Source organism: Nocardia colli, from assembly GCF_008704205.1.
Lineage (GTDB): Bacteria > Actinomycetota > Actinomycetes > Mycobacteriales > Mycobacteriaceae > Nocardia > Nocardia colli.
The window spans coordinates 1-20438 of sequence record NZ_VXLC01000026.1 but is presented as its reverse complement, the minus strand read 5'-3'; the positions used below and the strand labels follow the sequence as shown (position 1 = coordinate 20438).

Here is a 20438-nt window from a genome sequence, read left to right as displayed (position 1 = left end):
CACAATGGTCCGATGGACGAAGGCGGTGGTCGCCGTTGCGGCCGTCGCACTGCTCACCGCATGCGGGTCCGACCCCGCCACCACCCCCGCGAGCGCGGGCGACACCGGTCACGGCGACAAGAATGTCGCCACCGGCGGCGCGATGTTCGGCACCGCCGACACCGAGACCGCCAAGCTCAAGGCCGACGTCGGGCCCGGGGTGTTCCCGCGCACGGTCACCCAGGCGATGGGGCAGACGCGCATCGAGAAGAAGCCCACGCGGGTGGTCGTTCTCGACTCCGGCGAACTGGACGACGTTCTCGCACTCGGGGTTACGCCCGTCGGCATGGCCACCACCGCCGGTCAGCAGGGTGTGCCGTCGTATCTGGCCGACCGGGTGCAGAACATCGCCACGGTCGGTCCGACCAACACCCTCGACCTCGAGAAGATCGCCGCGCTGAAGCCGGACCTGATACTGGGCAGCAAGTTACGCGTCAACGACCTGTACCCGCAGCTGTCCGCCATCGCGCCGACCGTGCTCTCCATCCGGCCCGGCTTCCCGTGGAAAGAGAACTTCCTGCTGGTCGGCGCCGCCCTCGGCGCGGAAGAGCAGGCCACCAAGCTGCTCAACGACTACCAGACCAAGGCGAATCAGGTGAAGGCCAAACTGCCTGCCGCACCGACGATTTCGCTCGTCCGCTTCATGAGCGGCAACATCCGCCTCTACGCCAACAAATCCTTCATCGGCGTCATCCTCGCCGACGTCGGCCTGCCCAGACCCGCGAATCAGAACGTCAACGAACTAGCGGTCGAGGTCTCGAAGGAAAACATCGATCAGGCCGCCGCCGACTGGATCTTCTACTCCAGCTACGGCGCCGACGTCTCCCCGGACCAGAAAGCCGTAACCTCCGGCCCGATCTGGCGCAACACCAGCGCGGTCAAAGCCGGCCACGCCATCGCGGTAGACGACGAAGTCTGGTTCCTCGGCCTCGGCCCCATCGGCGCCATGCGCGTCCTCGACGACCTCGGCAAGTTCCTCGCCTGAGCACCTACCGATAGTCCTGCGGGTCGGCGGCGAAGGTTTTTTGCATCTTCCGGGAGATCCATTCGCCGGCGGTGGTCGCGCCGTAGTGCTGTTGCGCGTCGCCGTCGGTGAAGGAGCCGATCGGGTCGATGGGGGTGTCGTGGTTGGGGAGGTAGAAGAACGGGATCGATAGGCGCGAGGAGTTGTTGCCGCGTTCGGGGTTGATGACTCGGTGCATGGTCGACACCCATCGGCCGGCGGTCCACAGGGACATCAGGTCGCCGATATTGACGATGAATCCGCCGGGAATGGTGGGGATGTCCCGCCATTCGCCGGTTCCGTGGCGCACCTGGAGCCCGCCGATGTCGGTGTCCTGGTAAAGGATGGTCAGGCTGCCCCAATCGGTGTGCTCGCCGCGACGCAGTTGGCCGGGGAGCGGCGCCTCGCGCTGCGGGAAGTAATAGTTGACAGCGACCGAAGACACATGGCGGTCGAAGACGCCGTCGAAGAAGTTCTCGTCGAGCTCCAACGCCAGCGCGAACAGTCGCATGAGATCACCGGCCAACCGCGTCAGCGCCGCCATGTATTCGCGCCAGGTTTCCGCGAAGTCCGCCGGAGTATCCGGCCAAATGTTGGCCAACTTCCATGAGGCCCAATGATTTCCGAGGCCCGCGCGCTCCTGTTCACTCAGATCCCCGGTCACATGGGCCGAAAAGACCTCGCACAGATCCGGCGGCGTCCGCTTGTCCAGACTGTGCGCCGTGGATCCCGCCATCCGCCGGAACCCCGACACCCCAGGGCGATGCGCGACAACGTCTTTCACCGCATCGGGCAGCGCAAAGAACTCCCGATTCGTCACACACATCCGCTCGATGAGCTCCGCCGGCACCCGATGCCCGACGACGGTGAAGAACCCCGAACCCATACAGGCAGCACCGATCGCCTCGGCAATACTCCGCCGCCCCGAATCGCTGTCTCTGGTCGACAGATCGATCACCGGAACGAACCCCTCGACAACCGTCACTCGGTTCTGCTCGTTCAATGTTGTTGTCCTATCTCGATATCCGGCAGGTAGGCCTCGAGTATCGGAAGATCGACGACGAACAGCCGTCCTATGGGCGAGCCGTCACGGATTTCCTCCACGAGTAGACGCACACGCACTTAGAACCTCTATCCCGGAACGTCCCGGATGCACAGAACGTGCATGCGCAGCGAACGGCCGCCCCGTCGAGCGAGCGGGGTGCCTCGTTCGGACTAGTGGGTGTCAGCCCACCCAGGCCGTTAGTGAACCGATAGAGCTTGCTGAGGGTCGGGCCGCAAGCTTTGTGGCGTAACACCTTTCAATGCAGCGAGAAACGGGAACATCATGACTGTCTGCCTCACCACCCTCCGCAAAGTGGCCTTCGCCATGGTCACGATCGCGGCGGCGTTCTTCGCCGTCTCGGCGGGCGCGGGCGTCGCGAACGCCAGCGGGGTCTACGCCGAGATCAAGTTCGCGCCCGGAACCGACCACGGCACCGTGACCGGCTACATCAATCGCGGCTACACCGATATCTGGGTGATCGACGCGCGCGCCGGCCAGCAGATGAGCACCGACCTCATCTCGCACTACACCTCAGCCTCCGGCACCGCTCGCTTCGTCATCGCGGCCCCCGACGGCCAGGTGATCTGCCGCGACAACACCTCGAGCCAGATCCGTCTCCCGCAGACGGGCAAGTACCACGTGACGCTCACCTCGCCGGCGGACGACGCCTCCTACACGATGAACGTCCGTATCGTCTGACGAGATCGCCTGGCCCCGAGCTGATTTGCGGAGATGCCAGTACGTCTAGAACGATATCCGTTGTGTCATAAAGAAACTGGGGATGACCCCGCGGCCCGTAGGTGGGCCGCTCGGTCGTCCCCGGTTTTCGTGTATCCCGTCGCGGACCATCGACGCCGACGCTTGCCGGAATCGCGATTCGATGTGGCAATAGAATTGCGCCGCACGGCAACAATCGCATAACAGCAGCGCCGACACGCGCAATGCGACGGCACGATGCCTCCGAAGTATGCATATCGACCGGCCGATGATTCCTCGACGCCCCCATCCCACTTTTTCGGATTCGACATAACCTCGACCCATCCGCGACACTCGCGGCGACGAACTAGGAGGAACACTCGACCACTGCCGTCGCGTCGCACTCTGGAAGGAGAACAGTGACACGTATCAGTTCGCTACGCCCTGCCGTCCTATCGTGCCGCTGACGAGACGTTCTCCGAGATTTTCGAGTGACCGGGATCGAGTGCGCGAGGAGCAGATAATCCACAGTGCAGTAATGACTTTCGACGTCGGAGGCGGCGACACTCGGACCGCCCGGTGCCAAAAGCAATCGCTTGGTGCTGCGGCTACGCGACGGACCGCCGAAGTTCTGATCGCGAAGGGCTTTCGACAGACCGGAGTTCGGTCGCCGCTGGGTCGCTCGGATCTGTGCAAGGATGTGCAGCGCGCGGAGCGGTCGGTACTCGCTCCCCGGCGTCTTGTGCAGGCCTGAAAGTCGTTCGTCCAGTGTGGCTATAGCTGAATTGGGAGGTCGAAGGTCGATGAGTTACGAACAATTATCGGGGCGCCCGTCGACTCTGGCGGACATCTTGGTGAGTCGCGCCGCCGAGCAACCCACGCGGGTCGGCTACACGTTTCTCGACGGCCGCGGCAACCGCGAAGTCGAGGATTATGCGGTCCTGCTGGGCCGGGTGGCCGGCTTGGCGATCCGGTTGCAGGAAATCAGCGCGCCGGGCGATCGAATCCTGCTGCTCTGCCCGCCGAGCCTCGACATGGTGCACGCATTCTTCGCCTGCCTGCTGAGCCGGCGCGTCGCCGTGCCCCTGTATGTGCCGACCTCGCAACGACATTCCGACACCGTGGCGGCGATCGCGCGCGACAGCGGCGCGGTGGCCGTCATCGCGCCGCAGTCGGCCGCGGCGATCGCCCGTGACCTGCTCGGTTGGCCCGACGAGAAGGTCATCGACAGCGCGGCCACCGACGGCGGCGGTTCCCGGCGGCTGCTCGACACCTCGCTGCCGGCCGCGCACGACGTGGCCCACCTGCAATACACCTCGGGTTCCACCGGCAGCCCGAAAGGTGTTGTGGTGCGCCACCGCAACCTCATGCACAATCTCGAATGCCAACGCCGCGCCTTCGGGCACTCCGAGAACAGCTCGGCCGTCCATTGGCTGCCACCGTCGCACGACATGGGCATGATTCTGGGAATTCTGTCGCCGCTTTTCGCCGGTTATCCGGTGACGCTCATGTCCCCGCTGACCTTCCTGCGCGATCCGCTGATCTGGTTGCGGGAGATATCGACGAACACGAATATCACTGCGGGTGGCCCGAATCTGGCCTATGGAATCTGCGCCGAGCGAGTGTCGCGCGCGGATGCCGAGCAACTGGATCTGTCGCAATGGGACGTCGCGTTCGTCGGCGCCGAACCGGTCAACCCGATCGTCTTGCGAAAATTTGCCGACAAGTTCGAGGCGAGCGGATTCCGCCGGGAGAGTTTCTTCCCCGGTTACGGCCTCGCCGAAGCGACCCTGTATGTCAGCGGGGGACCGGTGGGCTCGGGACTGCGCACGCGTTCGTTCGCGAGCGGGGATCTGGAAAAGGGTCTCGTCGTAGAACAGCCGAATGCCCGGGAATTGGTCGATCTGGGGCGGGTCGGGGCGGGAACCGCCGCGCTGATCGATCCCGAGACCCTGCAACGAACGGATCCGGGCCGGGTCGGCGAAATCTGGCTGTCCGGGCCGAGCGTCACTTCGGGCTATTGGAACAAACCCGAGGAGAGCAAGGAAATATTCGCGGCAGAGATCGCCGGCGAGGACGGAACACCGTATCTGCGCACCGGCGATCTCGGATTCATGGTCGACGAGCATCTCTTCGTCTGCGGCCGGCTCAAAGAGGTGATGATCATCAACGGGCGAAACCTGTTCCCGCAAGATATCGAGTGGAGTATCGAGTCCACCCATCCGAGTCTTCGCCGCGGCGGCTGCGCCGCGTTGTCGGCCGAGATCAACGGCGAAGAGCGGTTGATCGTAGTGCAAGAACTCGACGACGAAATCGCGGACGACGGTGTCGCCGCCTTGGAGGCGTCGATCAGGTCCGCGGTCAGCCGGGACCACGCCGTAGCGCTGCATCGAGTGATCTTCGTGGACAAGGGCAAGGTGCTGAAAACGACGAGCGGCAAGATCCGTCGATCGCACCTGCGCCACCTGTACGCCAACGAGTCGGAATCGAGGGCCATATGAGCGAGCCGCAGGGCGACGCCGACACCGCGGCATTCTTCCTGGACTGGGCGCGGCAACGCCTGGGGCTCGAATCCGTCGACCCGCGAACACCGCTCACCGCACTCGGTCTCGACTCGGTCAAGGCCGCCGAGCTGCTGACGATGCTCGAGGATCGATTCGGCCTCGAGATATCCGCCGAGGACGTCTACGGCGGCATGTGCGTCGCCGATCTGGTCGACGAGGTAGCCAAGCACCGCGCTCCCGGTGCCGAGGTCGGCGGCGCGATCGCACGGTCCTGCCCGATGGGCGCGGGCCTCGAGTTCAGCCTGTTCTTCTTCGCCAGCGACGCGCAGCAAACCGGTGCCCAGCGCTACCGCCTGCTGTTCGACAGCGCCCGCTTCGCCGACACGCACGACTTCGCCTCGATCTGGTTGCCGGAGCGGCATTTCCACAAGTTCGGCGGGTTGTACCCGAACCCCGCCGTCCTCGGGGCGGCGCTGGCGGCGATCACGCAGCGGGTGCGGATCCGGGCGGGCAGCGTGGTGCTGCCGCTGCACAACCCGGTGCGGGTCGCCGAGGACTGGTCGGTGGTCGACAACCTGTCCGACGGCCGGGTCGACGTCGCCTTCGCCACGGGCTGGAACCCCGACGATTTCGTACTGGCGCAACACAATTACCGAAACCGGGTCGAGGTCATGCGCTCCGGCATGCGCAGCGTTCAACAGCTGTGGCGGGGTGAGTCGATCGAACTGCCGAACGGTGCGGGCGAATCGCGATCGGTGCGCATCTTCCCGACCCCGATCCAGCCGGACCTGTCCGCCTGGGTGACGTGCAGCGGAGGCGTGGAGCGCTTCGAGATGGCCGGCGAGCTCGGCGTGAATGTGTTGACCGCCTTGCTGTTCCAGAGCGTCGACGAACTGGCGGACAAGATCACCGCCTATCGCAAGGCGCGCGCCCGGCACGGCCACGACGCCGACGGCGGCAAGGTCACGGTCATGCTGCACACGTTCGTCGGTGACGACGACGCCGCGGTGCGGCAGACGGTGCAGGGACCGTTCAAGCGCTACCTCGCCGATTCCGTCGATCTGTGGCGCCGCGGCGCGGAGGCCCTCGACGGTCTGGACGACCGGTCCCGAAACAAGGTGCTGGACTTCGCTTTCGAACGGTACTACCGGACCAACGGCCTGTTCGGCACCCCGGATTCGGCGCTGCCGATGGTCGAAAGCCTGCACCGAGCGGGCGCCGACGAGATCGCCTGCCTCATCGACTTCGGCGTGGCCGAGCCGGCCGTGCTCGACGGTCTCGAATCGCTGGCCACCCTCGCGAACAAAGCACGTTCTCTTTGAGCTTCGGATCTTCAGGAGGCGGGATGCCCGACCATCGTTCACCCCTGCATGCCCGTGACGGTCATCCAGCTACCTATCCGCTGACCGCGGCACAGCGGGCGATTCAGTTGTTGCAGCAGTTGGCCGGCGCCACACCCGTGTCGAACGCGCTGTACGTGGAACTCGCCGGTGAGCTGGATACCGTGCGGCTGATCGGGTCGTTCGAGCAGGCGCTCGACGAGTTCGAGGTCAGCCGCATGCGGGTATTCGAGGTGGACGGACAACTGCGCCAGGTGGTGGACGAAACCGCCAACAGCTCGGTGCGGCAACTGGATTGCACGTCGGTGCCCGATCCGGTTGCCGCAGCACAGGATTGGATGCGCGCAGACTACCGCGCACCCATCGACCTGCGGCACGGCCCGGTGGTGCAGGGCGCGATCGTGCGGGTCGCCGAGCGACGCTGGTTCTGGTACCTGCGCGCCCATCACATCGTGCTGGACGGCATCGCCGCCCTGAACATCCTCACCCGCAGCGCGCAGCTCTATTCCGCGACGTTGGCTGGTAAAGACGCTGGCGCGCAGTCGATTCGGTCACTGGGTGAAATCGTTGCCGCGGACGAGCAGTATCGCGCCTCGCAACGCTTCGACGACGATCGGGTGTTCTGGTCGAAGTACGTCGCCGAACTCCCCGAGCCGGTCACGCTGACCGATCGGGTCGCGCTCGCTGAAGAACACCCCCTCTCGGTGAGCGCACTTCTGTCCGCCGACACCGACAACGCGCTCCGCACCGCTGTCGCGACGCGCTCGGTCGGCCCGTCGGTCTTCCTGCTCGCCGCCTTCGGTCTGTACCTGGCGCGCATGACCGGCTCCGACGACGTGGTGCTGAGCCTGCCGGTGTCCGCGCGGGTCACCGCGTCCATGAGCCGCTCCGGCGGGATGACCGCCAACATCGTGCCGTTCCGGATCGCCGTGACCCCCGATCGCACCGTCGGGTCACTGCTGGAGGAGACACAGCGCACGCTGATGGCGGTCCTGCGCGGCCAGCGGTACCGGCACGAGGACATGCTCCAGGACTCGGAATCGGTTGCTGCCCAGCATCTCCCGCGGGCCGCCGGGCCGATGGTCGACCTGATGATCCTCGATACGAGGATCGTCCTCGGTGACATCACCGGCCAGCTGCAGGTATTGACCCCGGGATTGGTTCCCGACCTCTCGGTGAACGTCTATCCGGCGGTCGGCGGCGAAAGCACCCGCGTCGACTTCTTCGCCAACCCAAGCGTTTACACATCCGAACAGGTCGAGTACCACCACCGGCGGTTCGCGCAGTTCCTCGACAGCTTCCTGCACAGCGTGCTCACGGACTCCGACACCCGAGCGCGCTCCGTGGAATTGCTCGAGCCCGACGAGCGCCGGATGCTGCTGGAGTCTGCCGCCGGTGGTTCGGGGCCCACGCAGGTCACGTTGCCGGACATGCTGTCTCGGGCCGTGACTGCGCACGCGGATCGGCTTGCGATCCACGGCGCCACGCGCACGTGGACCTACCGCGAACTGGGCGAATGGTCGAATCGATGTGCGCGGGGTTTGATCGATTGCGGTGCCGGACCGGAAACCACAGTGGCGGTAGCGATTCCGCGCTCTGCGGCGTGGGTCCGTGCCGTATGGGCGATCGCCAAGACCGGTGCCGCGTTCGTGACCATCGATCCCACCCATCCGGTCGAACGGAATCGGTTCATCCTCGCCGATTGTCCCGCCTCGATTCTGCTGACAAGCAGTGAAACCGTCTCAGAAGCGACCGATTTGGGCGGCGTTCGGGTAGTCGATATCGACCGGCTCGAACTGCGTGAGCACAGCGCCGCCCCGATCACCGACGCGGATCGACGCGGTGCGGTTCGGATCGGCAATACCGCTTACATTGTGTACACCTCAGGTTCGACGGGCACACCGAAAGGTGTCGCCGTCACCCACGCCGGTCTTTCTGGAGTGTCGGACACCCTCGCCCGGCAGTACCGACTCGACCAAGACTCTCGTGTGTTGGGAGTTGCCGCAAGGACGTTCGATGCGGCGGTCTTCGAATTACTGGCAGCGGTACCGGTCGGCGCGGCGCTGATCGTCGCTCCCCGTGATGCTTTCGCCGGTGACTCGTTGACGGAGTTGATGCGTGCCGAGAGTGTGACGCATGCGTGTTTGACTCCAGCTGTCGCGGCCACCCTCGATGCGCGGCAACTCGATGCTCTGCGCGTGCTCATGGTGGCGGGCGAAGCGTGTCCGCCTGCGCTGGTGCAGCAATGGTCGGGTAGCGACGCCAGCGGTGTTCGTCAGCTGTACAACCTGTACGGGCCGAGCGAGACCACGATCTGGGTCACCAGCGCGGCGCTGCGTCCGGGTGACGCGGTGTCGCTGGGCGCTCCGATACCGGGAGTCCGCCTGGCGGTGCTGGATTCGTGGCTACGGCCGACACCACTCGGCGTGGCGGGGGAGCTGTACGTATCCGGCCCGGGGGTGGCCCGCGGCTACCTGGGCCGGGTCGGTTTGAGCGCGGCGTCGTTCGTGGCCGACCCATACGGTCCGGCCGGTGCGCGGATGTACCGCACCGGCGACGTGGTGCGCTGGGAGCCCCGTGGCGCCGACCGCGCGACGCTGCTTTTCGTCGGCCGCGCCGATGCCCAGATCAAGATCCGCGGCCAGCGCCTCGAACTCGGGGAGATCGAAGCCGCCCTGACCGGCCTGGACGAGGTACAGCAGGCGATCGCCACCACCGTGGGCGGACAGACCGGCGAAGCATGGGTCGCCGCCTATCTCACCGCCACACCCGGACGCACCATCGACGCGAGCACGGTCAAACAGGCGGTGGCGCGTCGACTGCCGTCGTACATGGTTCCCGAAACCTTCACGGTGCTCGACGAATTGCCGATGACCTCGAGCGGAAAGGTCGATCGCCGTGCGCTGCCGACACCGCAGCGACCGGTCGCACCGTACCGAGCCGCCTCCGCACCCTTCGAAGAGATTGTCGCCGTTGCCTTCGCCGAGGTGCTCGGGGTAGACCGCGTCGGCGTAGACGACGACTTCTTCGCGCGCGGCGGACATTCGATCTCGGCGACCCGGGTGGCCACGCGACTGACTGAGGTGACCGGCCGCACGGTCGGCGTGCGCGACATCTTCGATTCCCCCACAGCCGCTGGAGTCGCCCGGTTACTCACCGAACGCGAGACCGGTCCGGCGCGGTCGAAGCTGGCCGTTCGGGAGCGTCCCGCGCGAATCCCGTTGTCGTTCGCGCAGTTACGTATGTGGTTCATCAACCGATTCGACCCCGAATCGCCGACCTACAACATCCCGCTGGTCTTCCGGCTGGGCGGATCGCTGGATACCGAGGCGTTGACCGACGCACTCGGAGCGGTCGTCGAGCGCCATGAAGCGCTGCGGACCCGCTATCCCGAGCTGGACGGAGTGCCATATCAGGAGGTCGTGCCGAGCGCTCCGGCGCTCGAGCTGACCGCCGTTGATCCCGCGCGAGTGAAAGATGCCGTGGCGGAACGGGTCCGCAGCGGATTCGACTTGCGAGTGGATATGCCGCTGCGGGCCACCGTGATTCGGTGCGGCGAGTCCGAGCACGTCATGGTGTTGGTCGTGCATCACATTGCCGCGGATGGCATGTCGATGGCGCCGTTGCTGCGCGATCTGTCGACGGCCTATGCGGCCCGGCTGGCGGGACGGGAGCCGGGCTGGCGTCCGCTGCCGGTTCAATACCCCGACTTCGCGCTGTGGCAGCGTGAACTTCTGGATGCCGAGTCCGATACGGGGAGCGCGCTCGCGGCGCAATGTCGCTACTGGGAACAGGAATTGGCCGACGCGCCGCAGCCGATCGCGCTGCCCACCGATCGGCCCCGCCCACCGCTGGTGAGCAACCGCGGCGACGTCGTCGAATTCACCGTCGACGCACCGCTGCGCGAAGCGCTGTACCGACTCGCCCGCGAACGCCGGGTCAGCGCGTCGATGGTCTTGCAGTCGGCGCTCGCGGTGCTGCTGTCGCGGCTGGGTGCAGGCCCGGATGTGTCGATCGGCGGTCCGGTCGCCGGGCGTACCGACGAGGCCCTGCGGGAGCTGGTGGGGTTCTTCGTCAATACCTGGGTGCTGCGGGTGGATCTGTCCGGCAACCCGCGTTTCGAGGAGGTCCTCGACCAGGTGCGCCGAAAGGCCTTGACCGCCTACGAGAATCAGGACGCGCCGTTCGAGCGGCTGGTTGAGCTGATCAATCCGGCCAGGTCGACGGCCTACAACCCGTTGTTCCAGGTGTCGCTCGAGGTGCAGAACGATGGTCTGCCCGCGCTCGACCTGCCCGGCCTGGCTGCCGAATTCGTCGCTTTCTCCACCGGAACCGCCAAGACTGACCTGCATTTCGACCTGATCGAGATTCCCGGCAGCACGGAAAGTCCCGGAGTGCTGGTCGGCCGGATCGAATACGCCACCGATCTGTTCGACCGAACCACGGTGTCCGGCATCGCCGACCGCTACCTCCGTGTCTTGCGCGCGGTGAGTGCAGACCCGGCGGAAGCGATCACGGATATCGGTCTCCTGGCCGACGTGGAACGTGAACAGCTGCTGACGCAGTGGAACTCGCGGCTCGAGACCACGCTGCCGGAGACCACGATCGTGGCGGCGTTCCGCGCGCGCGTCGCCTCGGCACCGAGCGCCGTCGCGCTGCAGTTCGGCGATGAGCAGCTGACCTACGCGGAACTCGCTGTGCGGGTTGATGTTCTGGCGTGCGAGTTGGTGGGTCGTGGGGTCGGTCGGGGTTCAGTGGTGGCCGTGGCGCTGCCGCGGTCAACGGACTTGGTGACTGCGTTGTTGGCGGTGGTGGTCGCCGGCGGCGCGTACCTGCCGATCGATCCGGACTATCCGAGCAGCCGTATCGAGTTCATTCTCGGCGATGCCGATCCATTGCTGGTGTTGACGACGGTATCCGCCGGTGCGCGGCTGCCGTTGGGTGAGCGCACATCGCTGTGCCTGGATGTTGTTGATCTGGAGGGTGATTCGCTCGGTGATCTGCCGGAGTTGTCACCGGCGGATGCGGCGTATGTGATCTATACGTCGGGTTCGACGGGACGCCCGAAGGGCGTTGTGGTCGAACACCGCGGTGTGGTGAATATGGCAGCGCACGGCTGGCCCGGTGGTCCGGGCGAGCGGGTGCTGTTGCATTCATCGATGGCGTTCGACGCGTCGGCATACGAGTTGTGGCCTGCACTGCTGGCCGGGTCCACGATCGCCATCGCACCCCCCGGCCGATCGGATATCGCGGAACTGAGCCGGTCCATAGCTCGGCATCGGGTGGCCGCGTTGTACGTGACGACCCCGCTGTTCGAGATACTGGCGAGCTCAGGCCCAGAACTCGAACTCGATTCGGTACATCGAGTGGTCACCGCCGGCGACGCCCTGAGGACTGTCGCGGTCGCCCGCTTCCACGACCGGTGGCCGGGCATCAGCGTGGTCAACGCCTATGGGCCGACCGAGAACACGGTGTGCGTATCCGCCTATGAAATCCCCGATTCGCCGGAGTGGACGAGTGGGGGCAGCGTGCCGATCGGCGCACCCATCGGGAATATGCGCGTATACGTACTGGATTCGCGATTGCGGCCGGTGCCGGTTGGTGTGGCGGGCGAGTTGTATGTGGCCGGAGTGCAACTGGCACGCGGGTATCGGAATCGACCGGGCCTCACCGGAGAACGGTTCTCGGCCTGTCCGTTCGGTGCCGGTGAGCGCATGTACCGGACCGGCGACGTGGTGCGGTGGACCCGCGCCGGCGTGCTGGAATTCGTCACCCGCGCCGATGAACAGGTCAAGGTCCGCGGGTACCGAATCGAGCCCGGCGAGGTCGAGACCGTGTTGACCGCGCACCCGCTGGTTTCCCAGTCGGTGGTGATCGCCCGTGAGATCGATTCCGCGACAGCGGATTCAGCCGGCGCCGTGGACAAGCGGCTGATCGGCTACGTCGTCCTCGATCGCGGCGACGCGACGCAGGAGGAGACGGCTGTCGCCGACGAGATCCGGCGCTTCGTCGCGGATCGGTTGCCGGAGTACATGGTTCCGTCGGCCATCGTCGTCCTCGACCGCCTGCCGTTGACGCCCAACGGAAAGGTGGATCGACGCGCATTGCCCGCGCCGACGTTCGCCGTCGCCGACTATCGCGCCGCGCTGACGCCGGCCGAGGAGATCGTCGTCACCGTCTTCGCCGAGGTGCTCGGCGTGGAACGCGTCGGAGTGGATGCCGACTTCTTTGCGCTGGGCGGACATTCGCTGTCGGCGATGCGGGTGGCCTCGCGGATGACCGCCGTACTGGGCATCGAGGTCGGCGTACGGGATGTGTTCGAGGCCCCCACCCCCGCCCGGTTGGCGCAGGTGCTCGCCGAACGCAAAGCCGACCGCGGCCCGGCCCGGCCGGAGCTGACGGTTCGAGAGCGCCCGGAGCGAATGCCGTTGTCGTTCGCCCAGTCTCGACTGTGGTTCATCAACCGATTCGAACTGGACTCACCGGCCTACAACATTCCGATGGTGCTGCGCCTGCGCGGACCGTTGGATCAGCAGGCGCTGGCGGCCGCCCTGACCGATGTGGTGGCGCGGCACGAGAGCCTGCGCACCGTGTTCCCCGATGCGGACGGGGTGCCCTACCAGCGGATCCTGCCGGTCGACGTGGCGGGGACAACGATCGAGACGGCGGACCCCGGTGAGCTGGCCGGTCTCGTGCGGCGCGGATTCGACGTCTCGACCGAGACGCCGTTGCGAGTAACCCTGCTGTCCAACGGTTTCAACGACCACAGCCTGGTGTTGGTGCTGCACCACATCGCCGCGGACGGTTGGTCCATCGCGCCGTTCGTACGGGACCTCTCGGCCGCATACGTCGCGCGTCGACAAGGACAGACACCGCCGTGGGCCCCATTGCCGGTGCAATACGCGGACTTCACGCTGTGGCAGCGTGCGACCTTGGGCGCCGAGTCCGATCCCGACAGCATCCTGGCAACTCAATTCCGTTATTGGGAAACCGAACTCGCGGACGCACCGCAGCCGATAACACTGCCGACCGATCGCCCCCGGCCGCCGACGGCGAGCAATCGCGGCGACGTGATCGAGTTCGCCTTCGAGCCCGCGCTGTGCGCGGCACTGTATCGAGTTGCCCACGATCGCCAGGTAACCGTGTCGATGCTGCTGCAATCGACGCTCGCCGTGTTGCTGTCGCGGCTCGGCGCAGGCGAGGACATCTCGATCGGTGGCCCGGTCGCCGGACGCACCCAGGAGGCGACCCATGATCTGATCGGCTTTTTCGTCAACACCTGGGTGTTGCGGGTGGACTTGTCCGGCAACCCCCGTTTCGACGAGGTTCTCGACCAGGTCCGCCGAAAGGCCTTGACCGCCTACGAGAATCAGGACGCCCCCTTCGAGCGACTGGTCGAATTGCTGCAACCGATCCGTTCGCCGGCGTACCACTCGCTGTTCCAGGTGTCGTTCGCGTTGCAGAACAACCTGTTGCCGGATCTGCACCTGCCCGAGCTGGCGGTCGAGATCGTTCCGGCGATCACCGGCACCGCCAAGTTCGACCTGCACGTCGACGTGGTCGAGCGGATGAATCCGGCCGACGACACCGCGGCTCCCGAGCTGTCGGGCCGAATCGAATACGCCACAGATCTGTTCGATCGTGCGACCGTGGTCGGCTTCGCCGAGCGTTATCTGCGGCTGCTGGACATCGTCACCACGGACCCGGGATTGCCCCTCGGCCGGATGGACGTCCTCGCGCCCGAGGAACGCGACCGGGTGCTCCGGATCTGGAACGACACCGCAGCGCCACTGCCGGAAGAGACTTCGCTTGCGCGCCTGTTCGCGCGACAGGTAGCGGACGCGCCGGAAGCGGTAGCAGTCGCGCACGCGGATGGTGACATCACCTACGCGGAACTGGCTGTGCGCGTTGACGTTCTGGCGCAGGCGTTGGTGGGGCGTGGGGTTGGTCGCGGTTCGGTCGTGGCCGTGGCCTTGCCGCGGTCGATCGATCTGGTAACTGCCGTACTGGCGGTGGTTGTCGCCGGTGGCGCGTACTTGCCGATCGACCCCGAGTATCCGAGCGAGCGGATCGAGTTCATTCTGGGCGATGCGGATCCGTTGCTGGTATTGACGACGGTGTCTATCGGAGCCGGGCTGCCATTGGGTGACCGCGCATCGATATGCGTGGACGTTGCGGATTTCAGCACTGGTGAGTCATTCGGTTTGCCGGTGTTGTCGCCTGCCGATGCGGCGTATGTGATCTACACATCGGGTTCGACCGGGCGTCCGAAGGGTGTTGTGGTCGAACACCGCGGTGTGGTGAATATGGCGGTGCACGGCTGGCCCGGTGGTCCGGGTGAGCGGGTGTTGTTGCATTCATCGATGGCGTTCGATGCCTCAGCCTATGAGTTGTGGCCAGCCTTGCTGGCCGGGTCGACGATCGTCATCGCGCCCCCCGATCGACTCGACCTTTCCGTGCTGATGCGCACGGTATCCCGTCATCGTGTCACAACAATGTTCGTCGCCACCGCGCTCTTCGAATTGCTCGCGACCGCAGAACCCGAACTCGATGCCGCGCCGATACGTCAGGTGGTCACCGGCGGCGACGCCTTGAGTTCGGCCGCGGTAGCCCGATTCCGGGATCGCTGGCCGGGCGTCGATATCGCCAATGCCTACGGGCCGACCGAGAACACGGTGTGCGTCTCGACCCAGGAGATCCTCGGTTCGCAACCGTGGGACACCGATCAGCGGATACCGATCGGTGCGCCGGTGGCGAATGTGCGGGTGTTCATTCTGGATTCGCGGTTGCGCCCGGTACCGGTGGGTGTAGCGGGCGAACTGTATGTCACCGGAATGCAATTGGCGCGCGGTTACGCCGGGCGGCTCGAGCTGACCGCGCAACGATTCGTGGCCTGCCCGTTCGGGGTCGCCGATCGGATGTACCGGACCGGCGACGTAGTGCGGTGGACCCGCGACGGCGTGCTCGAATTCGCGGGCCGGGCCGACGACCAGGTCAAGGTGCGCGGCTATCGGATCGAGCCCGGCGAGGTCGAGGCGGCACTGGTGGCGCATCCGGCGGTGTCCCGCGCGGTGGTCGTCGCCCGCGCTGTCGCCGATACCGACGCTGTGGTCGACAAGCAGTTGGTCGCCTACGTTGTCCGCGATCGCGAAAAGACCGTCGTCGACGACAGCGACCGGGCAGCTGACCTGGTCGACCATTGGCGGCAGGTCTACGACAACCTGTACGCAGGCAAGGAAAGCTACCGCGGCGACGGCCGTGAATTCACCGAGCCCCTGGCTTTGGATGCCGACTTCGGCGGCTGGAACAGCAGCTACACCGGCGAGCCGATTCCGATCGAGCAGATGCGGGAGTGGCGCGACGCGGTCGTGGACCGGATTCTCGACCTGCGCCCGGCCCGGGTGCTGGAAATCGGTGTCGGATCGGGCTTGCTGATGTCGCGACTGGCGCCGCAGTGCGCCGAATACTGGTGCACCGATTTCTCGGCGGCGACCATCGAGAATCTTCGATCGCGACTGGTCGAATCGGCGGTGGAGTGGGCGGACCGGGTCCAGTTGCGCGTGCAGTCCGCCGACGATGTGTCGGGACTGCCGGTGGGCCGATTCGATGTGGTCGTGGTGAACTCGGTCGCCCAGTACTTTCCGAATGCCGCCTACTTGATCGAAGTGATCGACCAGGTCATGGGATTGCTGCTGCCCGGCGGCGCGTTCTTCGTCGGCGATATCCGCAACCTGACGTTGTTGCGGGAGTTCGCCACCGGCACACAGTTGGCCGGCGGCGGGGAAGAGGACACGGTAGCGGCGGTGCGGGAACGCGCGCGCCGCGCGCTGATCGCCGAGCAGGAATTGCTGGTCGCCCCCGAGTTCTTCGTCGCATTGCGGGACAAGTTCGCCGATGTGGCCGCGGTGGATATCGAGTTGAAGTACGCGCCGGTCGACAACGAATTGACGCGATACCGCTACGACGTGGTCCTGCGCAAAGCGCCGGCACAGGTTCGCTCGCTCGCCGGACTGCCGCAGCGACCCTGGTCCGAATTCGGTGATCTGCGCGGACTGCGCGCTCAGCTGAGCGCCGAGCGACCCGACAGCGTGCGAATCATCGGGATACCGCAGGGCGGAACGCTTTTCGATGTCACGGCCACCCGAACCGTCGACGCGGCCGTCGAGCAGAAGCGCGTGGCCGATCTCGCCCTGGGCAGCACGACCGCGGCGGTGCTCCCGCACGAGATCCGAGCGCTCGGAGCCGAATTGGGTTTCACGGTCGCGGTCACCTGGTCACCGGTGGCAGGCCGGATGGACGCGGTGTTCGTCCGCGGCGCCGACGAGACCACGGTGTTCGATGACGTCTATCTGAGCGCGGGTCCGCTGGATTCACTGGGCGCCTACGTGAACGACCCCGGCATCGCCGATCTGATGGCCGAGATCCGTGAGTTCGCGGCAGATCGGCTGCCCGAGTTCATGATTCCGGCGGCCATCGTCATCCTCGACGAGCTGCCCCTGATGCCCAACGGCAAGGTGGACCGTCGCGCCTTGCCCGCCCCGCAGCTGATCACCTCGACCTATCGGCCTCCGTCGACACCACTGGAAGAGACCGTCGTCTCGGTCTTCGCGGAAGTGCTCGGCACCGACCGAGTGGGTGCCGACGACAACTTCTTCGAGCTGGGCGGACATTCACTCTCGGCGACGCGGGTGGCCTCCCGCGTGGCGACGGCCACGGGAATCACGGTCGAAGTACGCGACGTGTTCGACGCACCGACCGCCGCCCGGCTGGCTGGGGTACTGGCCGCGCGGTCCACCGAGATCGGCGAACAGCCGAGTGTCCGGTTGGCTCCGTGGGACCGCCCTGCCCGAATCCCGTTGTCGTTCGCGCAATCTCGAATGTGGTTCATCAACCGATTCGAGCCGGACTCGCCCGCGTACAACATCGCCATGGTGCTACGGCTGCGCGGCCGACTGGATTCGGCGGCGTTGTCCGCCGCGATCGGTGATATCGCGGCCCGGCACGAGAGCTTGCGCACGATATTCCCGGACGAGAAGGGGATACCGTGCCAGCGGATTCTGCCCATCGACGGCAACTCGGCCGTCGCACTGGAGGCTGTCGAATCGTCCGAGCTCACGCATCGGGTGACGAGTATCGTGCGACAGAGCTTCGATGTGTCCGCGCGGCCACCGTGGCGAGTCACGTTGCTGCGCAGTGGATCCGACGACCATCTGCTGGTCGCGGTGCTCCATCACATTGTCGCCGACGGATGGTCGATCGCGCCGCTGGTGCGTGATCTGTCGCTGGCCTACACCGCCCGTCGATCGGGGCGGACGCCGGAATGGACGCCGTTGCCGGTGCAGTACGCCGACTACACGTTGTGGCAGCGCGAAGTGCTCGGCGCGGAGTCCGATCCGCAGAGCATGGCCGCGCGTCAACTCGCCTATTGGACAGCGCATTTGGCCGGTCTGCCGGATCGGTTGGAGTTGCCTGCCGATCGGCCGCGACCGGTGGTGGCGTCGCAGCGTGGCGGTACCTACTCGTTCACCCTGGATGCCGCGACGGTGGCCGGGCTGAGCACCGTGGCGCGCACCTATCGGGTAACCGTGTTCATGGTGGTGCACGCCGCGTTGGCGGTGTTGCTGTCGCGATTGTCCGGCAGCGCCGATGTCGCGGTGGGTACGCCCATCGCGGGCCGCGGCGCGTCCGCGCTGGACGGTGTGATCGGCATGTTCGTCAACACGCTCGTCCTGCGGACCCAGGTCGACGAGTCGGGTTCGTTCGCCGACCTGCTCGACCACTGCCGCCAAGTGGACCTGGCCGCGTTCGCGCACGCCGACATTCCGTTCGAGCGAGTCGTAGAGGCCCTCGACCCACCACGCAGCCAGGCATATCACCCGCTGTTCCAGGTGCTGTTGGCCTTCCAGAACCTCGACCTCGACCCGGCGCTGGCCCAACTGCCGGGCCTCGCGGTCGAGCCGCTGAAGAGCCTCGATATCGGGGTCGAACGCTTCGATCTCACCATCACCGTCGCCGACATCCCGGACAGCACTGCCACCGGTGTGCCGATCACCCTCAGCTTCGCGCTCGACCTGTTCGATCAATCGACGATCGTCGCGTTCGCGCGTCGCCTCCAGCGCACCGTGCAGGCCGTGGTGGCGGATCCGCGGATCGCCTTGCGCGGTCTGGATCTGCTCACGCCGGACGAGCGAATGCTGTTGCGTCAGTGCAGCGATGGCGGCACCGGTCCGCAACCGAGCGCGCTCTCCGAGATACTCACCCGCGCCGCAGCGGAATTCGCGGCCCGGCCCGCAGTCGTGGACGCGGGACAAGCCTGGACGTATCGGGATCTCGACGAGTGGTCGAATCGTTGTGCGCGGGCGCTGATCGCGCAAGGCGCCGGCTCGGAAACCGTTGTGGCGATCGCCATTCCCCGATCCGGGGCGTGGATGCGAGCGGTGTGGGCCGTCGCGAAGACCGGGGCCGCGTTCGTCTCCATCGATCCCGCACAGCCTCAGGAGCGTAATCGAGGCATCCTCGCCGACTGTGCGGCCTCCGTGCTGCTCACCGTCGATGTAGGGGAGTGGGAAGTACCCGGGCTCGTCGTGTTCGATCTGGACACATTCGACCCGTTCCCATGGAACGCTGCCTCGATCGAAGACGCTGATCGGCGCGGCTCGACACGGCCGGACAACACCGCCTACATCGTCTACACCTCAGGGTCGACCGGCACGCCGAAGGGGGTGGCGGTCACCCACGCCGGGCTTTCCGCGGTCACCACGGCCCAGCACCATGACCTTGGCACGGATGCCGAGTCACGCGTATTGGCTGTCGCCGCACGCACTTTCGACGCGGCGATCTTCGAACTGCTGCTCGCGGTGCCGGTCGGCGGCGCGCTGATCGTCGCTCCCGATGATGTTTTCGCAGGGCAGCCGTTGACCGAGCTGATGCGCGCCGAGAGGGTGACCCATGCGGCGTTGACTCCGGCGGTCGCGGCCTCACTCGATACCCGACAACTCGATGAGCTGCGCGTGCTCATGGCGGTCGGCGAAGCGTGTCCGCCTGCGCTGGTGCAGCAATGGTCGGGTAGCGACGCCGCCGGGATCCGGAACGTATACAACCTGTACGGCCCCAGCGAGGTCACGATCTGGGTTACCGGCACGAAATTGCTTGCCGGCGTTCCGGTGTCGATCGGCAACCCGATTCCCGGTATCCGTTCGATGGTCTTGGATGCCTGGCTGAATGTGGTGCTACCGGGCGTGGTCGGCGAGCTGTACGTGGCCGGACCCGGCGTGGCCCGCGGATATCTCAACCGGGTCGGCACGACGTCCGCGGCATTCGTGGCCGATCCGTTCGGACCTGCCGGAGCCCGCATGTATCGCACCGGCGATCTGGTGCGCCGGCTGCCCGACAGCGGGGCGTTGGTCGTCGTCGGCCGCGCCGATGCCCAGATCAAGATCCGCGGCCAGCGCCTGGAACTCGGCGAAATCGAAGCCGTACTCACCGAACTCGATGAAGTACAGCGCGCCGTCGTCACTCAGGTCACGAATGGCGACACCGCGCGGCTGGCCGCTTACCTCACCCAGGCGCCAGGCCATCGCCCGGATCCGGACGCCATCCGCGCTGCCGTGGCGCGGCGACTGCCGTCGTACATGGTGCCCGACACCATCACCGTCCTGGACGAATTGCCGCTGACCGCGAGCGGGAAGGTGGACCGGCGAGCGCTGCCGGTCCCCGAGTGGGCGACCACGGAGTACCGCGCGCCCGCCACCGAAACCGAGGACGTCGTGGCCGAGGTGTTCGCGCAGGTCCTCGGGCTCGACCAGGTGGGT

The 20438-nt window shown here is 66.2% G+C and carries 6 protein-coding genes; 5 read left to right on the top strand and 1 reads right to left on the bottom strand.

Features of this window, described 5'->3' with window-relative positions; genetic code table 11:
• The first annotated feature begins 4 nt into the window (after window positions 1-4).
• Window positions 5-1024: an ABC transporter substrate-binding protein gene (locus F3087_RS37340; protein WP_150406863.1), complete on the top strand. Its 1020-nt coding sequence runs from the start codon at window positions 5-7 to the stop codon at window positions 1022-1024.
• A gap of 4 nt (window positions 1025-1028) precedes the next feature.
• On the opposite strand, the gene F3087_RS37335 is transcribed toward F3087_RS37340, so the two are convergent.
• Entirely contained in the window at window positions 1029-2027 is a 999-nt protein-coding gene (locus F3087_RS37335; protein WP_223885642.1) for an isopenicillin N synthase family dioxygenase, read from the bottom strand.
• 342 nt (window positions 2028-2369) lie between these two features.
• Between F3087_RS37335 and F3087_RS37330 the strand changes: the two genes are divergently transcribed.
• The 4 genes from F3087_RS37330 to F3087_RS37315 all read left to right on the top strand — a co-directional run.
• Complete coding sequence (locus F3087_RS37330) at window positions 2370-2786, top strand: hypothetical protein (protein WP_150406861.1); 417 nt, start codon at window positions 2370-2372, stop codon at window positions 2784-2786.
• An 800-nt stretch (window positions 2787-3586) separates the two neighbouring features.
• Complete coding sequence (locus tag F3087_RS37325; RefSeq protein WP_191094336.1) at window positions 3587-5284, top strand: fatty acyl-AMP ligase; 1698 nt, start codon at window positions 3587-3589, stop codon at window positions 5282-5284.
• Window positions 5281-6609, top strand: a complete 1329-nt coding sequence (locus F3087_RS37320; protein ID WP_150406859.1) for a MupA/Atu3671 family FMN-dependent luciferase-like monooxygenase — start codon at window positions 5281-5283, stop codon at window positions 6607-6609. Before F3087_RS37325 ends, F3087_RS37320 begins: the two co-directional genes overlap by 4 nt.
• A 23-nt stretch (window positions 6610-6632) precedes the next feature.
• Window positions 6633-20438 (top strand): non-ribosomal peptide synthetase (locus F3087_RS37315; protein ID WP_150406858.1); only part of this gene is annotated, 13806 nt, incomplete at its 3' end.

Excerpts from the sequence above, each read along its gene's own strand:
- F3087_RS37340 (WP_150406863.1), top strand. The coding sequence starts at position 5 with ATGGTCCGATGGACGAAGGCGGTGGTCGCCGTTGCGGCCGTCGCACTG.
- F3087_RS37330 (WP_150406861.1), top strand. The coding sequence starts at position 2,370 with ATGACTGTCTGCCTCACCACCCTCCGCAAAGTGGCCTTCGCCATGGTC.
- F3087_RS37325 (WP_191094336.1), top strand. The coding sequence starts at position 3,587 with ATGAGTTACGAACAATTATCGGGGCGCCCGTCGACTCTGGCGGACATC.
- F3087_RS37320 (WP_150406859.1), top strand. The coding sequence starts at position 5,281 with ATGAGCGAGCCGCAGGGCGACGCCGACACCGCGGCATTCTTCCTGGAC.